The organism is Vibrio sp. R78045 (assembly GCF_042466085.1).
Classification (GTDB): Bacteria; Pseudomonadota; Gammaproteobacteria; order Enterobacterales; family Vibrionaceae; genus Vibrio; species Vibrio cyclitrophicus.
This window is the reverse complement of sequence record NZ_JAXHBS010000018.1, coordinates 200,699-216,571: the sequence shown is the minus strand read 5'-3', so window position 1 is coordinate 216,571 and position 15,873 is coordinate 200,699. Positions and strand designations below refer to the sequence as shown.

The window sequence follows — 15,873 nt, the reverse complement described above, 5'->3', positions numbered from 1 at the left end:
TTCATTGAACAAGGTAGTAATAGTAACGGGCGGGAGCCGAGGCATTGGCGCAGCGACGTCGAAACTGTTGGCCAATAAAGGCTATGCGGTATGTGTTAACTTTATTCACAACGAAACAAGAGCCGAAGATCTGGTTAATGAAATTCGTGAACAGGGTGGAACTGCTATCAGCGTACGTGCGGATGTGTCTGTTGAATCAGACGTCAAATCCTTGTTTGAGATCGCTCGTAATAAACTAGGCCCTGTAACTCATTTGGTTAATAACGCCGGGATTTTATTTACCCAATCAGCATTGGTTGATATCGAATTAGACCGCTTTGAAAAGGTCATGAAATCGAATGTATCGAGCTGCTTTTTATGTAGTAAAGCCTTTATCAAACAAGCTGGAGACGCAGGTTCGATTGTGAATGTATCCTCTGCAGCATCTCGAACCGGTGCACCATTTGAATATGTCGATTATGCTGCTTCGAAAGGTGCGATGGATTCATTGACCAAAGGTCTGTCGCTTGAGCTAGCGTCCCGTAATATCCGAGTTAATGGTGTAAGGCCAGGGTGTATTTATACCGAAATGCATGCAGACGGTGGAGAACCTGATCGCGTTGACCGATTAGCGGCACAATTGCCATTACAACGTGGTGGTACGCCAGAAGAAGTTGCGAACTCAATAGCGTGGTTATTATCAGACGAAGCTTCCTATGTGACAGGTTCGTTTATAGATATTGCAGGTGGGCGATAGAGGCCAGCGTCCATAACATTCAGAGAACTCAGTTAACCATCAATAGGCCATTAAAAGTACCAAACTAAAAGAATGAAACTAAGAGTACAAACATGAAAAACTATTTTGAAAGTCCGTTTGTTGGTAAATCACTGAAAGAGCAAGTGACCAACCCGAATATCATCGTCGGTGAGCACAGTTATTATTCAGGCTATTACCATAATCACAGTTTTGATGACTGTGCACGTTACTTGTTGCCTGATAGAACTGATATCGACAAGCTAATTATTGGTCGTTACTGTTCAATTGGCTCTGGTGCTGTATTTATGATGGCGGGCAACCAAGGCCACCAAAATCAATGGGTGAGTACCTTCCCATTCTTCTATCAAGACGATGAAAAGTTCGAACGTGCGGTTGATGGTTTTGAACGTTCTGGCGACACCGTGATAGGTAATGACGTTTGGATTGGCACAGAAGCTATGATCATGAGTGGCATTAAAGTCGGTGACGGTGCCATTATCGCAAGTAGAGCTGTTGTTACGAAAGACGTCGCACCTTATTCCATTGTCGGTTCAAACCCAGCACGTCATATTCGCTATCGTTTCAATGAGACTGAAATGGCTCAGTTGTTAGAAATGAAATGGTGGGAATGGAGCGAAGAACAAATCAAAGGCGCAATGTCGCTAATGTGTTCTTCAGAAATTGGTGGTTTGTACCATTATTGGAAAGGATTCTTGAAGCCTTAAATTGTCGTTCACAGATGAAATGTGAATGGTGAGAACGAGATTAAATTTAACAAATTACTCAATAATCTGATGATGGCAATGCGATTGTGATACGAGTAACTTATTGATTGTAAAGATATTGAATAGTATGGCATGTCGCATTAGCGTGGTGGATGAATTGGAAGGGTATTATGATTAGTTGCAACGATTACGATTATATTGAGATTGTGTGTATGCACCGATACCCAATCAAATTAACGCTGAAATCTGGCGAGCAGATTGAATGTGTCGGATTAGATACTCAACGCAATGATAGCCGTGAAGAGTGCATTAAGGTCAGTATTCAAGGTGTAGAACAACTTGTCATACTCACAGACCTTTCCACACTAGAAGTTTGTGTCGACAACCCTCATTTTCAGCAGATTTCATTCAAAACGTCATAGGCTTTCAAATGAATAACACCATAGAACAATGCTATTGCACCGCATGCCGAGAAGATACACAGCACGTTGTGGTGTTGGTCAGAAAGACGAGTGCGTTTGCAGAGAAACCTAACCAAAAGCGAAGCGAGTTTTGGGCAGGCATGATAAAAGGTTGGTTTCTTGGTCCATTTATCGCATCTATGGACGAATTTTCTCGTCATATAGTGTGTGAGAAGTGTGGTCATAAAGAGATTGAAGATTAGGTATCGATTCAATATGCTCAAACCATCGTTGGCTTAGGAATAAAACGAATGAAAGTAGAAACGATTGAAGCCGTAAAGGCGTATGGGTTTTCAGTAAGAACCACTAATCAGGATGAGGTTGACCCAACTAAAGCGAAGATAGGTCAATTGTGGCAGGGCTTTTTTGATCAGGCTTTTCCCAAACTGACGCCGGATTCAAAAGTGTACGGTGTCTACACTAATTACGAGTCTGATTTTACGGGTGAGTTTGATGTTATCGCGTGTGCTAATGCGTTAACGGATCAAGACTTAAATAATCTTATTGAAACCAAGATTGAAGCAGGCAAATATCTGATGTTTTCTGCTGAAGGTGAACTTCCTCAAGCGGTCATCGATCTATGGGGAGAAGTGTGGACGTATTTCAACTCACCTGATTGTTCACACGTTCGAACTTACACGACAGATTTTGAATTCTACAAAGGCGAAACTGAAGTCGAGATTTCGATAGCGATTCAGTGATCAGTTTAAAATAAACAACAGGCTTAACTTAGGTTGTGTTACTAGTTAGGAGATGGTGGTAGCCGGTCAAGAGACTACGGCCATCCGTTAAGCCTTTGAATATATTTTAATTACAAAGAAGATACAGTGTCACGTAATTATCTTAATACTTACGCTTATCTAACCCTGAATTCCCCTAGAGTACCTCAAATACCCTTAAGTCACCCAAAAACACAATCTTGCTTGGTTTCATTCCACAAAGGGTATTGCTTCATGACTTGGGTGTAGAGCTTACTTTCCAAGTGCGCTCTTAACCAACGTCCTACGTTTTTGTATTCAGATTGTACAAACCACTTCTTTTCGACCCGCACAAACTGGCTGACAAAAGGCATTACCGCAAAATCGGCCAAGCTTGGGGTTACTCCAAAAAAGTAGGTCTGATCGGTGAGTAGCACTTCTAATTGATTAATGAACGCTTCGCAGGCTTGTCGACGTTGTTCAACATCGATGTTTCGATAACGAACCGACGCGCGATACTTTTCTAAGTGGCCAATAAAATCTTCATCGTTGGTTTTGATGAGCTGGTGGACTTGTTCGCTCAGTGTTGGATTACTTGAACGAAGAAGATCTTGAGGATCGTTTTGTTGAAGAGCCCAGTTCATGACATCTATGCTTTGTTCAATGATGTGTCCATTTGGCAACACCAAGACCGGAACGGTACCTTTTGGCGAACTGGTTAATAGTTCGCTAGGCTTGTCTTTGGTAATGATTTCCCTGAGTAACACTTTTTGCTGTGATAGTGCGATGCCCATTCGTCCGCGCATTGCGTAAGGGCAGCGACGTAAAGAATAAAGGATAGGTAAATCGGATTCGTTTGGCATTATTGAGGTCATTTAGTTTGAAAAGTGTTGTTAGGTGGTAAAGAGATCGTGATGTAGGTAGAATACGCGGCTTAAAAATTATAAGTAAGTGAGCGACTTCAAAAATGAGCAGAAAGATTGAGTTATTAGCCCCAGGTGGCGATGTAGAGGCGATTAAAGCAGCTATCGTGGCCGGTGCCAATGCAGTTTATTGCGGTTTAGACACCTTCAACGCTCGTAACAGAGCCTCTAACCTGTCGTTAGATGAGTTGAATGGTGTGATTCGCCTTGCTCATGAATATGGCTGTGAAGTGTTTCTGACTCTTAACGTTGTGCTGCTGGAACATGAAATTAAGAGCATCACTAAACTGCTAAATCAATTAGTGAACACCAAACTAGACGGCATCATCGTTCAAGATCTTGGTTTGTTCGATTTGGTGAAAAAGCATTTCCCATCATTAGATGTTCACGCGTCGACTCAGTTAACAACGCACAACGAAGGCCAGATTAAGTTCTTGTCTAAAATTGGCGCAACACGCGTTAACTTGTCTCGAGAGTTGAACCTACCTGAAATCAAGATGCTGACAGAAGTAGCACACGATCACGATGTACTAACCGAAGTGTTCGTACACGGTGCTTTGTGTATCGCATTCTCTGGTCAATGTTACTCAAGCTCTGTAAGTGTGGGTAACTCAGGTAACCGTGGCCGTTGTAGCCAAGCGTGTCGTGATGAATACGAAATCACCAATGCGGGCAACAAGTTCCCACTTAACTTGAAAGATAACTCCGCTTACTACGACCTACCTGAACTGGTTGACGCAAAAGTTGACTCGTTGAAAGTAGAAGGCCGTATTAAAGGCGCACACTACGTATACACAGTAGTAGATACGTGGCGCAAACAGATTGATAGCTTTGTAGAAAGTGGTTTGTTGATCGAAGATGATTCGAACCTGCACAAAGTATTCAACCGTGATTTCACCAACTCTTTCCTTAAGGGGAACCTAACGAAAGACATGTTCATCGATAACCCGCGTGACAACAGCATGAACTACGCCGTTGATAAAGCGACGAAAGAGAACAATGAAATCTCTGTTGTGCAAATTCAAGAAGTGACCAGCGATCTTTACGAAGCTAAGAATGCGCTAGGCAGCGAAATGCGCGACAAGATCGAGTTCCTTGATATTCGTAAAACACCCGTGTCATTGTCGTTTAGCGCGAAGCTTGGTCAACCATTCACGGTGACAGTGAACACATCAAAAGAGAACTTTACGGTTCAATCTAAATCGTTATTGATAGCGGCAAGTGAGAAGGCGATCGATCAAGAGCTACTTGAGAAGCGTTTTAAAACTGTGAAGAGTGCGGTTCATACACTAGAAAGCTACAACTTCGATAACCTTGATGCTGGCCTGATTGTTCCTTTGAAAGAAGTGTCCAATCTTAAAGATGAAATCGACTTCATTCTGAACGGTTCTGTAGAAGTAATTAAGCACGTTGAAGTGCCAGCACTGCCTCAGCACCCTAAAGTGAATGAGAAGCCGACTATGTCGATGCTTATCGCGGATGTGGAAGACTTGCACCTATGTGATGTGACTGACGCAGATGTTTACTTCAAACTGCCGGAAAGCTTCAAGAAGCGTTGCAACAAGTACATCGATATCTTGGCCGAAAACCCACGTTTGATCCCTTGGTTCCCTGCAGTATTGATCGGTAAAGACTACGACGAAGCTGTTCGTATTCTTGAAGAGATCAAGCCAGCTCGCATCGTGACCAACAACACGGGTATTGCTTACAAAGCTTACGAGATGGGTATTGAGTGGGTTGCCGGCCCGTTCATGAACACAACCAACTCTCACGCACTGGTTACTCTGAAAGAAGAGCTTAACTGTGCAGGCGCATTCATTTCGAACGAGATCAACAAAGGTCAGATTCGTCATATTCGCCGCCCAGAGAACTTCAAACTGTTCTACAGCATCTACCACCCAATCTTGATGATGACTAGCCGTCAGTGTTTCTTCCAAAGAACCGTCGGTTGTAACAAGCCAAGCATCGAAGCGGGTTGCATGTTGAAATGTGAGAAAGCGACCACGATTACTAACGTTAAAGGCATCTCTTTCGCGGTTGATAAGCAGAAGGGTGGCTACCCAAGCATTTACAACCACGAGCAGTTCTTAAACCATGACGCTGTAACGGATTTCTCGGGCCTGTTCGACGAGTTCTTCATCGACCTAACCAACATCGGTGCAGGTTCGAAAGAAGTACAAGACAAAGTAGAGCTGATTAAACACTTCCAAGGTTTGATTGATGGCGTTGATGGTTCACAACAGAACCTAGAGCAGCTAGTCGAAATTCGTACTAACGCTCAATACATTCAAGGTCTATAGCGTGCAAGGTTTATAGGATTATTAAAGGTCTATAAGCTCCAACGTTTATAGCTAAAAGCTTATAAGTCCAGAAGACCAAACAAAAAGCCACTCAATCGAGTGGCTTTTTTGTATCTGAGTATTCTTAATCGGCGAATGCGTTATTCCGTCACCGCTTCCTGTTTAAAGCATGGACTCTTTAATGTGTTCATCTTCTCGATTTCATTGGTTAAGCGCAACGAGAGCAGAGCTTTTTGGTTTGAAGCAAAATCAAACATCACGATGGTCGCAGTACCAACTGTCGTCAGTTTCTGTTGAGCCTTACTGACAATCGCGTATTCCATGGTGAATCGGTCGTCTTGAATGTCTGTAACACGAGAACCAATCATCAGCGTGTCTGGATAAGTGACCGGGCGGAAATATTTACAATAAGTGTCGCCAAGAACAGGGCCAACTTTGGTAATCGCCATCTCTTCCATCAGCTCGACATGCTTGAAAAAGTCTAAGCGAGCGGTTTCGAAATAGCGAAAGTATACGGCGTTATTAACGTGATTGAGTGCGTCCATTTCTCCCCAAGCGACAGGGATTTCTGTTACTACCGGGTAGTCAGATAATAGTGCTTCCATGCGAACTCTCTTATTGTTATTTACTTAACCTTCATCGGGATAAGTTGTTATTGGAATAAAAACCCTACCGTTAAATTAACAAAACTGCAACACGTGTGATTTAAGTTTTTGAAGCTTGAAACCACATAATGTCAGGGACTTAGTCTTCCATGACTTAATGACTAGCCCCTAGTTTACTTAATGATTTAAGCGTCTTTGATCTATAACTTATCGACTAAGGTGTTTGAATTGCAGCTCAACCAAGCGTTGGTACAATTCGCAGCTATTGATGAGCGACTGGTGGTCGCCGATGTCTACTAGCTGTCCTTTATCGAGTACTGCAATTTGGTCGGCGTGTTTAATTGTTGATAAACGGTGCGCGATAATGATGGTCGTTCTGCCACGCATTAATTCTTCCAAAGCTTGTTGAACATGATGTTCACTTTCGCTGTCTAGCGCACTGGTTGCTTCATCCAATAATAGAATATTCGGATCTTTTAAGATGGCTCGTGCGATGGCAATACGCTGACGTTGACCGCCAGACAATCTCACGCCACGTTCACCAAGAAAGCTGTGATAGCCTTCAGGTAAGTTCTGAATGAACTCGTGCGCATGCGCTTTTTTCGCCGCCTCGATAACTTGCTCGTCCGTTGCTTCTGGGTTTCCGTATCGGATGTTATGGAACACATCGTTACTGAACAGGGCGGGTTGCTGAGGAACTAACGCCATCTGCTTTCTTAATTCGTTCGGATCAAACTGATTCAGTTCAATACCGCCTAACGTCACTTTACCTACTTGTGGGTCGTAGAAACGTTGCAACAGTTCGAATAGGGTGGTTTTACCTGCGCCAGACGGGCCAACCAATGCCAATACTCTGCCTTCATGGGCAGTAAGCGTGAGGTTGCTTGTTGCGGGCTGGTCCGGCCTTGATGGGTAACAGAAGGTCACATCATCAAAAGCGACTTCTGGTGTCACGTTATCCAGTGACGTTGGGTTTTCTACAGGCGCAACAATGTGGCTTTCAACTTGTAGAATCTCGATCAAACGCTCTGTTGCGCCTGCCGCACGTTGCAATTCACCCATCACTTCAGAAATCGTACCTAGCGATGAAGCAACCATGATCGCATAGAAGACAAATGCAGCCAGATCACCCGCCGACATAGTGCCGTTGATAACGTCACTGCCGCCAACCCAAAGCATGCCTGCAATCGCACTGAACACGATAACAATCACACCAGAGATAAGAATCGCACGCTGCTTTACGCGTTGGCGACCAATTTCGTAAGCCTTTTCTACTTCAATTGCGAATGATGCTTTCTCCTGTGCTTCTCGGCTGTAGCTTTGCACTGTTTTGATGTGTTCAATCGCTTCGCCAGCATAAGAGCCTACATCAGACATCGAATCCTGGCTTTGGCGAGAGAGAGCTCTCACACGTCGTCCGTATACCAAAATCGGGATCAAGATAAACGGAACAGAGGCCAACACGATCAGCGTTAGCTTAATGTTGGTCGCAAACAACATGATGATTGCGCCAATACACATTAGCGCGCTTCGCATCGCCATAGAAAATGACGAACCAATGATGCTTTGAAGCAGAGTTGTGTCGGTTGTGATACGCGACATGATGTCGCCACTGCCATTGGTTTCGAAGTAACTCGGGTGCAGCGTCACAACGTGGTTGAAAACCGATAGGCGAATATCCGCACTCACACGCTCCCCAACAGAAGAGACCAAATAAAAGCGGAAAAAGGTACCAATCGAGATTAATACCACGACCACCATGATGAATTGAATCGCACTGCCTAAATCTTCTAATGAACGTTGGCTAAACCCCTGATCGATAAGCAGACGAATACCGTGGCCAACAGACAGCGTTAAGCTTGCCGTAAAGATCAACGCGAGCAGAGCGGTGATCACTCTCCCTTTATAGGGTTGAATGAACTTACTTAGCTCAAACAAAATGCTGAGGCTTTTCTTCTCAGGTTTGGGTTCTGGTGCTTGTTGAGTCGATCGCTGAGTCTGTTGTTGGTTTGAGTCGAACGTAGAAGAGACATCGTTTTGCATATGACGGCCTTAGTGTGTTGTCGCTTTAAGAATGATGACTTGTCGCTGGTGCTTATCTGTTGCTAACAAATACTCGTTATTCGTTAGTACTTGTTCTGGGCAAATATCTTTTGTAGATAACGATTCGTTGTTGGTAAGTACGAGCCATTAAAGCATTTATTGCCGCGTGACGCTCCCTAGGAAACTCAATTTCCAATATTTCATATACGTGAAGTGAATAGGAGCGAGGAAACTAAAAGAAAAATTAAGCATTACCTAGTACTTAGGTTAGGCATCCCAACTGGTTATTTATCCCTGATTTTTATGCAGGCAAATTGACGCGAATACAAGAGTGTATTCATAGAGTTGATACTGAACTGTGATTTATAGAACATGAGTAAAACGTTTGCTATTTGTCCCGTTCTTCACCTTAATCAACGAGTTGCGATTTATAGATGTATGACCAGTCATTGAGACTGTTTTTTGCGCAATATTTGTTACATAAATTCAACAAAGTAGTTTTTTATACATTTATCTTGCATAAAACTTCAGTTTGAATAGAATAACCAACAAATGACAATTAATGCAGTATTGTGGCATGAGTATTCAAGTAAAGAGCATCAACAAATCATACGGTGATACCCAAGTTCTTCACGACATCAGTTTTAACTGTGGAAGCGGCGAAACCTTGGTACTGCTTGGCCCAAGTGGTGCAGGCAAGAGTTCACTACTGCGTGTTTTGAACCTACTGGAAATCGCGGACAACGGCGAATTAGACATTGCGAACGAGCAATTCGATTTTGCAGGTCAGATCCAAGAAAAACAGGGTCTAAAATTACGTCGTAAAGTCGGCATGGTGTTCCAGCAATACAACTTATGGCCACACATGACGGTAATGGAGAACTTAATTGAAGCCCCGACCAAGGTTGCAGGCTTAGACAAACAAGAAGCCATTAAACAAGCGAAAACGGTATTAACCACGTTACAGCTTGCAGACAAAGCAGACGCTTGGCCACTTCAACTCTCTGGCGGCCAACAACAGCGTGTCGCGATTGCACGTGCATTGATGATGAAGCCAGACGTGCTGCTGTTTGATGAACCAACGGCAGCGCTTGATCCTGAGATTACTAACCAAGTCGTGAGCATTATTAAAGAATTGAGTGGAACGGGCATTACCCAAGTGGTCGTGACGCATGAAGTCGATTTCGCGAAGAAGATTGCTAGCCACGTTCTGTACCTAGAGAAAGGGTACATCGTCGAACACGGCACCAGCGATTCATTCGTTAATCCGCAGACACCTGAGTTTGCCGAGTATTTAACTCATTAGATTCAGCTAAAACAAGATGATTTCGTTCAAAAATAACATTTAGAAAAAACAATCAAATTATAAGAATGGCCACAGGCCACTATCTAACAGTATTCGGAGTAACAAAATGAAAAAGATTCTACTAGCTTCACTTATCGGCCTTGCTTCTTTCAACGCAGCGGCGCAAGAAGAAATCAAATTCGCAATGGAAGCAACTTACGCACCATTCGAGTACATGGATGAGAACAACCAAATTCAAGGTTTTGACGTAGACCTAGCAAACGCACTTTGTGAAGAATTGAAAGCAACCTGTACTTTCCACAACCAAGCATTCGATAGCTTGATCCCGGCTCTTAAGTTCAAACGTTACGATGCAGCTATCTCAGCAATGGACATCACTGAAGCGCGTCTTCAACAAGTGAACTTCTCTGATGCGTACTACGACAACTCTGCAGCGTTCATCTCTATCGAAGGCAAAGTAGCAGACCAAGCGGCATTAGAAGGTAAGCGTGTTGGTGTTCAAAACGGTTCTACTCACCAGAGCTTCCTACTTGAGCAAATGACGGGTGTAACAGCGGTACCTTACTCAAGCTACCAAGATGCATTCATTGACATGAAAAACGGTCGTATCGATTCTGTATTCGGTGACACAGCCGTTGTAGCAGAATGGTTCAAGAAGCAAGACAACCTAACGTACGTTGGCGACCAAGTAACAAACCAAGAGTACTTCGGTAACGGCTTTGGTATCGCAGTAAACAAGAGCAATCAAGAACTTGTAGACCAGCTGAACACAGCACTTGCAGCCGTGAAAGCGAACGGCGAATACGACAAGATTTTCAACAAGTACTTCGGTAAGTAATATGCAGTTAACGGGTTACTCTTTAGGGCTCGTCGAAGCAAGCTGGATGACAGTTCAGCTTGCGTTCGTAAGTCTATTGGTCGGATTAGTTTTAGCGGTACTGTTTGCTGGCGGTGAAATGTCTCGTCGTATTGCAATCAAATGGCCGACAACCGCGTTCGTGACTATCGTACGTGGTCTACCAGAAATTTTGGTGGTTCTGTTTATCTACTTTGGCTCAACACAAGTGCTTTTTATGATCACTGGTGACTTTGTTGAAGTTAGCCCGTTCTTATCTGGAGTTGTTGCACTGTCACTTATCTTCGCTTCTTACGCTTCACAAACCATTCGTGGTGCATTGAAAGCAGTAAGTAAAGGGCAGAGAGAAGCGGCGAGTGCATTGGGTATTCCTCAATCTCGCGCCTTCTTCAGAGTTGTATTGCCACAAGCAGTAAGACACGCACTACCAGGTTTAACGAACCAATGGTTGGTTCTATTAAAAGACACCGCATTGGTTTCACTGATTGGCGTAACCGATCTATTGAAACAAGCACAATTAACATCTGCAGCAACGCACGAAGCATTCACTTGGTACGCGACAGCAGCAGCAATCTACTTGGTCATCACTTTAATCACACAAAGATTAGTAAAAGTGATTGATGGTAAGTTCTCTATTCAAGGTTTGGGTAGCAAAGGGGCAATGGCATGAATCAACAATACCTCTCTCAAATGCTTGAAGGCTTGGCGACCAGTCTTCAACTGACAGGTGCTTCATTGCTTGTTGGTTGTATTTTGTCATTGCTGATGACAGTAACGTTAATCTTAAGAATACCTGCGATTCACTGGTTAACTCGTGGCATCATTACGCTGTTCACCGGCACACCATTATTGGTTCAAATCTTCTTGGTGTATTACGGTCCGGGTCAATTCGATTGGATTCGTGAAAGCTTCCTGTGGACATGGTTAAGCCAACCTTGGTTCTGCGCGATGTTAGCATTAGCTTTGAACACCGCAGCGTACAGCACGCTACTATTCAGAGGCGCATTCAACGCGATTCCTGCTGGGCAATGGGAAGCATGTCGTGCGCTAGGTATGGACAAAATCGCAACGCTTAAAGTGTTACTGCCATACGCACTGCGCCGCGCGGTTCCTGCTTATTCAAACGAAGTGATTTTAGTCTTCAAAGGCACCTCACTGGCAAGCACCATCACCATCATGGATTTGATGGGCTACGCTCAGCGTATCAACGGCCAAACCTACGACACGCTCACCGTGTTCGGTATTGCTGGCGCATTCTACTTAGCCGTGAACGGTGTATTAACGCTGATCTTTCGCCAAGTAGAGAAGAAAGCCCTCGCATTCGAAGCCGCGTAAGCTAGCTGCTCACAACCTTAACTAACGCTAAAAGCCTGCCATTTATATTCACATAGATGGCAGGTTTTTTTTGTTTGGGGCATGTAAGATAACTGTGATTATATACAGGTTTCTGTAAGTTTTACGAAATTCATACTATATAGAAATATTCTGCATTTTATCATTCAATGAGTTTATCTATGTTTTAAGTCACTGAAATGCGGTGATTAATCATGGTAGAGTTCTGACCATATGAAACTAGATAGAATGATTCTGTATTTAAGTGCAGAATTTTTCTGTCTAATATAGCTGTTATGTTCTTTGGAGGAAAAATGATAAATATCGGTAGAAGTGGTATTCAGGTAGATCAAGAGCCAAACAGTTGCCCTGTTTGCAATCATTTAGTCTCTCCAAATAGGACGGACATGTTTAAAGAAATATATACTGACAATCCACATTTGAGTCGATACTTATCAGGGCTTTACGAGTGCCCATCAACAAAGTGTGGACATTTGTTTCTTGCTCACTTTGAACGAAAATCGGAACATGAAGGATATACAAACGGTTATTTTACGTATACTCACGCAACCCCTAATCATTTCAAACCGATAGCGTTTGATGAAAGAATTAGTGCTTTATCTCCAAGCTTTGTAGAAATCTTCAATCAGTCAGCAAATGCAGAGGAAAGTGGTTTAAATGAAGTGTGTGGCATGGGTTATCGAAAAGCCCTTGAATTCCTAATCAAAGATTATTGTGTGTCTTCACAACCTGATGACTCTGAAAAAATCAGGAGCATGATGCTGATGCAATGTATTAATAAATATATCACCGATACTAACATCAAAGAATGTGCTACTCGAGCAGTATGGTTGGGTAATGATGAGACTCATTATCAACGAAAGTGGCAAGACAAGGACATTGGTGATCTTAAATTATTGATTAACTTAGTCGTTCATTGGGTTGTTAGTAGCCTCATGACCCAAGAATATATGCAGTCTATGCAACGAACATAACAAACAATTTAAGAGTGATTCAGCACGCGTGGCATTTTTGGTATGCGGTGATTTCGGTGTTGAAGTGCTATGCGGCGGCTTGGTCAATGCGTGCTTCACACCTTAATTGGGCGTTAATCGGCAAGGATAGTGAAGTGGGATCTGCACATAAATTTATTATTTTCTTTTTTCTGATGTTGGTATCTGTCTTTAGCCACTCTGCGACTAAAGAAGAGGTTATGAAGTTAGGCTTTAGAGAGCAAACAAAGCCAATGATATTATCAAGCTCAGAGGTGGTACAAGTTGAAGGGTTAGCTAAAATTTGGGCGACAGAGACTAAGGCATGGATATTAATCCTTAATTATCGTACTGATACTTTAGAGTCAGCTGAGTTGCGAAGAAAAGCAGACCTTATTTGGGAGCAGTTTAAGCCTATTGTTGAAAAAATGGGGGTGAAATATGCGGGTATTCACGCTAAGAAATTTCCCATTTCAAATCCAACCAATAAAACTGATTTTGTTGGACACAACTTTGTATTAAAGCAGATTACGGATGGTGAGTGGGTGTTTTTAGATGATTAGAAAGTGCCGGTTAACAAGTGCTTTAAGTGGATTCGCAACACATGGCATTTTCATTGTGCGTTAGTTTTAGTGTTTAAGGTGGTATACGGTAGCTTCAGTGTTGTGTTGCTCACCACTTAAGCAAGCGTTATGTGTTGCGCTATCGCAGGAGAGAGTTTTGTTTAGCAGATCCGATTTATCTCGATTTTCTAGCTGGATTCTGAATGTGTTGTTAAATTAGAAAAGTGGCCGTTATTTTCATTTAGCCGTTACTTTGAATTATTTGTTGTATTTCATCGATGGGAAAATCGCGGTGTTTTACAAATGAGGTTAGCTTATTTTTTTCAATTCGTCAGCTAGTTTCTAAGACGTGTAAATATGTATCCAAAGAGCTTTTGTTAAACCTTCGTCATGCGTTATTTTATTTGGTTTTTTGTTCTCTTCTGAGTGCTTTTTCTACTGAGTTCAAAGTTAACGGATAAGTGGTGTTAAATCACGTTGGTTTGCTTTATATTTCCATTTATTAAAACGTGTGTTTAACCAATTTGGCGCAACCACATAACAAGGCACTTAAACGGAACTAAAACAGTGGGTTAGTTTCGCTTCGCTGCACATTATAACCCACTATTTTAGTCCGCTTAGTGCGGCGTTAGGCAAACAGGAATGATTTACATAGGCGTTAGATAATGGATTTTTATTCAGAAAGTAATATTAATAGGTATGAGGTATCTAAACTTTATGGTTTAGCTTCAGAGTACAATAAAATTTCAAATTTTTGTAAACTAGTTTGGTCAAATTCATGGAGTGAAAAAAAAGATCTATATAAATTTGCCCCTTCAATCATGCTTTACGGCTCTCCTGGTACAGGGAAAACAACATTATTAAAAAATGTTGCTTATTCATTGAAAGACGACAATTTAAAGTATGTGACATTAAGTTTAGAGCTGATGCTTGATAAAGACTTAGGTATGTCCTCTAAACGGTTAAGGGATTTCTTTGAACATATAAAGAGTCTTGCGTTGCAAGACTATAAAGTATTTGTCCATTTTGATGACGTCGATTCAGTATTGTGTTCAAGATATATATCTAATGAGTCATCTGGAGTTAAAAGGTTTGTTAATACTTTCATTAAAGAAATTGATTACCTTCTTGACGTTGAGTGTGATTACCTCCCAATTATTTCAATCACCACAAATATGTTTTCAATGATTGACACAGCAGTGAAAAGAAGGTTTTCTTTAAAATTTGAAATTGAAAATAGAGTAAGTGTAGAGGAATTCAGAAATTGGATTTATCCGATGTGTGATGATCTGAAAATAAAAAATGAACTAAATTATGAATTGCTTTACAAACTGATGAACGAAAAAGAATTAACAAACTTTGATGTTTATCTCATTTTGCAGGAATTGTTCCTTGAACAATTAACAGGGATCAAGGTGACAGGGCTAAATCTTGTGCAAAAATTTGAAGAGGCTAAATCTTCAAAATCCGACTTTGAAAGACAGAGAAAACAATCCTAAATTTGAGTAAGTGAGAGTTAAGCATGACTAAAAAAATGAGTGCAGCTCGTAAAGCTGCTGAATCTACTATAAAGCACGAAGATCTCGTTGATGCTATTGAGAATTTTGGCAAAAAGCATGGCCTTGATATAGAAGCAACAGAGGGAAATGACCCAAGAGGAGATGTTCGAGTAAGCCGAAAAGATTATGCCAAGCTCGAATCATTAATGGACGAAAAGTTAAACAAAAAATAGTGAGCCTCTCATGTCAAATGAACAAGATGATTATATTGAAGTAAAAGTACACCGAGATGGTGTAACAACAACGACAGCAAAGAAAGCGGTCAAACAAAAAGTTAAAATGGTTGTTTCTGGTCATGATATCCAGCCAGGAGCAAAGAAAATTCTAAGAGAAAATGGGATTAAATTTTACGAAAATGTTGATGCTTCAGATTTTGATACAGACTCGGAGGTAGAATAATATGGAACTTGATTTTTATAAAGGTTTTGAATACGTAGATTCTGTTTCAGTTGGCAAAGAGTTATGGGGGGATATTCTTAAAATAGAATGTCTTGATGAAGTAAGTTCAGATGAGTCTATTATTCCTGATGGTTTCGATGGTGAAGGTGAAAAAATAGAAAGAATATCTTTGCTAGAAATTAGGAAATCCATGCTTGAATCGCTATCTAGATTATTATTAAAGAACTCAAGATTAGAACGTGATGAAAACACAATAATGGCATTATCAAAAATAATAGAAATAATGAAATTCATTAATAGTGATGATATCTCGCATTTTAAGCTAGATGTATAAAATTTGCCTAACAAAGCATTTAAGAGTGATTCCCAACGCAT

19 protein-coding genes are annotated in these 15,873 nt (G+C 41.7%); 16 read left to right on the top strand and 3 right to left on the bottom strand.

Features of this window, described 5'->3' with window-relative positions; translation table 11 throughout:
- Positions 1–4 precede the first annotated feature (4 nt).
- The 5 genes from SJY39_RS22705 to SJY39_RS22685 all read left to right on the top strand — a co-directional run bounded on the left by SJY39_RS22705 (position 5) and on the right by SJY39_RS22685 (position 2,623).
- The gene (locus tag SJY39_RS22705; protein WP_010441057.1) at positions 5–736 is read left to right on the top strand and encodes an SDR family oxidoreductase; all 732 of its coding nucleotides are present in this window, start codon (positions 5–7) and stop codon (positions 734–736) included.
- Positions 737–828: 92 nt separating this feature from the next.
- Entirely contained in the window at positions 829–1,461 is a 633-nt protein-coding gene (gene catB / locus SJY39_RS22700) for a type B chloramphenicol O-acetyltransferase (RefSeq protein WP_016793520.1), read from the top strand.
- Positions 1,462–1,631: 170 nt separating this feature from the next.
- A complete protein-coding gene (locus SJY39_RS22695) occupies positions 1,632–1,883 on the top strand; it encodes a Rho-binding antiterminator (protein ID WP_016788695.1) in 252 nt (83 codons plus the stop codon).
- 8 nt (positions 1,884–1,891) lie between these two features.
- Complete coding sequence (locus SJY39_RS22690; RefSeq protein WP_010441052.1) at positions 1,892–2,125, top strand: hypothetical protein; 234 nt, start codon at positions 1,892–1,894, stop codon at positions 2,123–2,125.
- 48 nt (positions 2,126–2,173) lie between these two features.
- The gene (locus tag SJY39_RS22685; protein WP_016793519.1) at positions 2,174–2,623 is read left to right on the top strand and encodes a GyrI-like domain-containing protein; all 450 of its coding nucleotides are present in this window, start codon (positions 2,174–2,176) and stop codon (positions 2,621–2,623) included.
- A 200-nt stretch (positions 2,624–2,823) separates the two neighbouring features.
- Here the strand turns inward: SJY39_RS22685 and SJY39_RS22680 are convergent, their stop codons facing one another.
- Positions 2,824–3,414, bottom strand: coding sequence for a glutathione S-transferase (locus SJY39_RS22680; protein WP_016793518.1), 591 nt, complete (start codon positions 3,412–3,414; stop codon positions 2,824–2,826).
- Between the two features lie 173 nt (positions 3,415–3,587).
- Here SJY39_RS22680 and SJY39_RS22675 point away from each other — a divergent pair, with 173 nt between their 5' ends.
- Positions 3,588–5,843 carry a peptidase U32 family protein gene (locus SJY39_RS22675; RefSeq protein WP_016793517.1) on the top strand — a complete coding sequence of 752 codons (2,256 nt, stop codon included), beginning with the start codon at positions 3,588–3,590 and terminating at the stop codon, positions 5,841–5,843.
- Positions 5,844–5,983: 140 nt separating this feature from the next.
- Here SJY39_RS22675 and SJY39_RS22670 read toward each other — a convergent pair whose 3' ends face one another.
- Positions 5,984–6,448: a thioesterase family protein gene (locus SJY39_RS22670; RefSeq protein WP_010441044.1), complete on the bottom strand. Its 465-nt coding sequence runs from the start codon at positions 6,446–6,448 to the stop codon at positions 5,984–5,986.
- Between the two features lie 207 nt (positions 6,449–6,655).
- Positions 6,656–8,491, bottom strand: a complete 1,836-nt coding sequence (locus SJY39_RS22665; protein ID WP_016793516.1) for an ABC transporter ATP-binding protein/permease — start codon at positions 8,489–8,491, stop codon at positions 6,656–6,658.
- Positions 8,492–9,068: 577 nt separating this feature from the next.
- Between SJY39_RS22665 and artP the strand changes: the two genes are divergently transcribed.
- The 10 genes from artP to SJY39_RS22615 all read left to right on the top strand — a co-directional run bounded on the left by artP (position 9,069) and on the right by SJY39_RS22615 (position 15,832).
- Complete coding sequence (gene artP, locus SJY39_RS22660) at positions 9,069–9,797, top strand: arginine ABC transporter ATP-binding protein ArtP (RefSeq protein WP_032546016.1); 729 nt, start codon at positions 9,069–9,071, stop codon at positions 9,795–9,797.
- 106 nt (positions 9,798–9,903) lie between these two features.
- Positions 9,904–10,635: a lysine/arginine/ornithine ABC transporter substrate-binding protein gene (locus SJY39_RS22655; protein WP_016769264.1), complete on the top strand. Its 732-nt coding sequence runs from the start codon at positions 9,904–9,906 to the stop codon at positions 10,633–10,635.
- A 1-nt stretch (position 10,636) separates the two neighbouring features.
- Positions 10,637–11,323 carry an arginine ABC transporter permease ArtQ gene (gene artQ, locus SJY39_RS22650; RefSeq protein WP_010441036.1) on the top strand — a complete coding sequence of 229 codons (687 nt, stop codon included), beginning with the start codon at positions 10,637–10,639 and terminating at the stop codon, positions 11,321–11,323.
- Positions 11,320–11,988, top strand: coding sequence for an arginine ABC transporter permease ArtM (artM, locus tag SJY39_RS22645; protein WP_010441034.1), 669 nt, complete (start codon positions 11,320–11,322; stop codon positions 11,986–11,988). Before artQ ends, artM begins: the two co-directional genes overlap by 4 nt.
- Before the next feature lie 311 nt (positions 11,989–12,299).
- On the top strand, positions 12,300–12,980 hold the full coding sequence (locus SJY39_RS22640) for a DUF4145 domain-containing protein (RefSeq protein WP_140372709.1): 681 nt from the start codon (positions 12,300–12,302) through the stop codon (positions 12,978–12,980).
- Between the two features lie 86 nt (positions 12,981–13,066).
- Positions 13,067–13,540, top strand: coding sequence for a hypothetical protein (locus SJY39_RS22635; protein WP_372275316.1), 474 nt, complete (start codon positions 13,067–13,069; stop codon positions 13,538–13,540).
- Between the two features lie 665 nt (positions 13,541–14,205).
- Entirely contained in the window at positions 14,206–15,039 is an 834-nt protein-coding gene (locus SJY39_RS22630; RefSeq protein ID WP_016793514.1) for an ATP-binding protein, read from the top strand.
- 23 nt (positions 15,040–15,062) lie between these two features.
- Complete coding sequence (locus SJY39_RS22625) at positions 15,063–15,272, top strand: hypothetical protein (RefSeq protein ID WP_016793513.1); 210 nt, start codon at positions 15,063–15,065, stop codon at positions 15,270–15,272.
- A 10-nt stretch (positions 15,273–15,282) separates the two neighbouring features.
- Positions 15,283–15,498: a hypothetical protein gene (locus SJY39_RS22620; protein WP_012322918.1), complete on the top strand. Its 216-nt coding sequence runs from the start codon at positions 15,283–15,285 to the stop codon at positions 15,496–15,498.
- A 1-nt stretch (position 15,499) separates the two neighbouring features.
- Complete coding sequence (locus tag SJY39_RS22615) at positions 15,500–15,832, top strand: hypothetical protein (protein ID WP_016793512.1); 333 nt, start codon at positions 15,500–15,502, stop codon at positions 15,830–15,832.
- Positions 15,833–15,873: the final 41 nt, after the last annotated feature.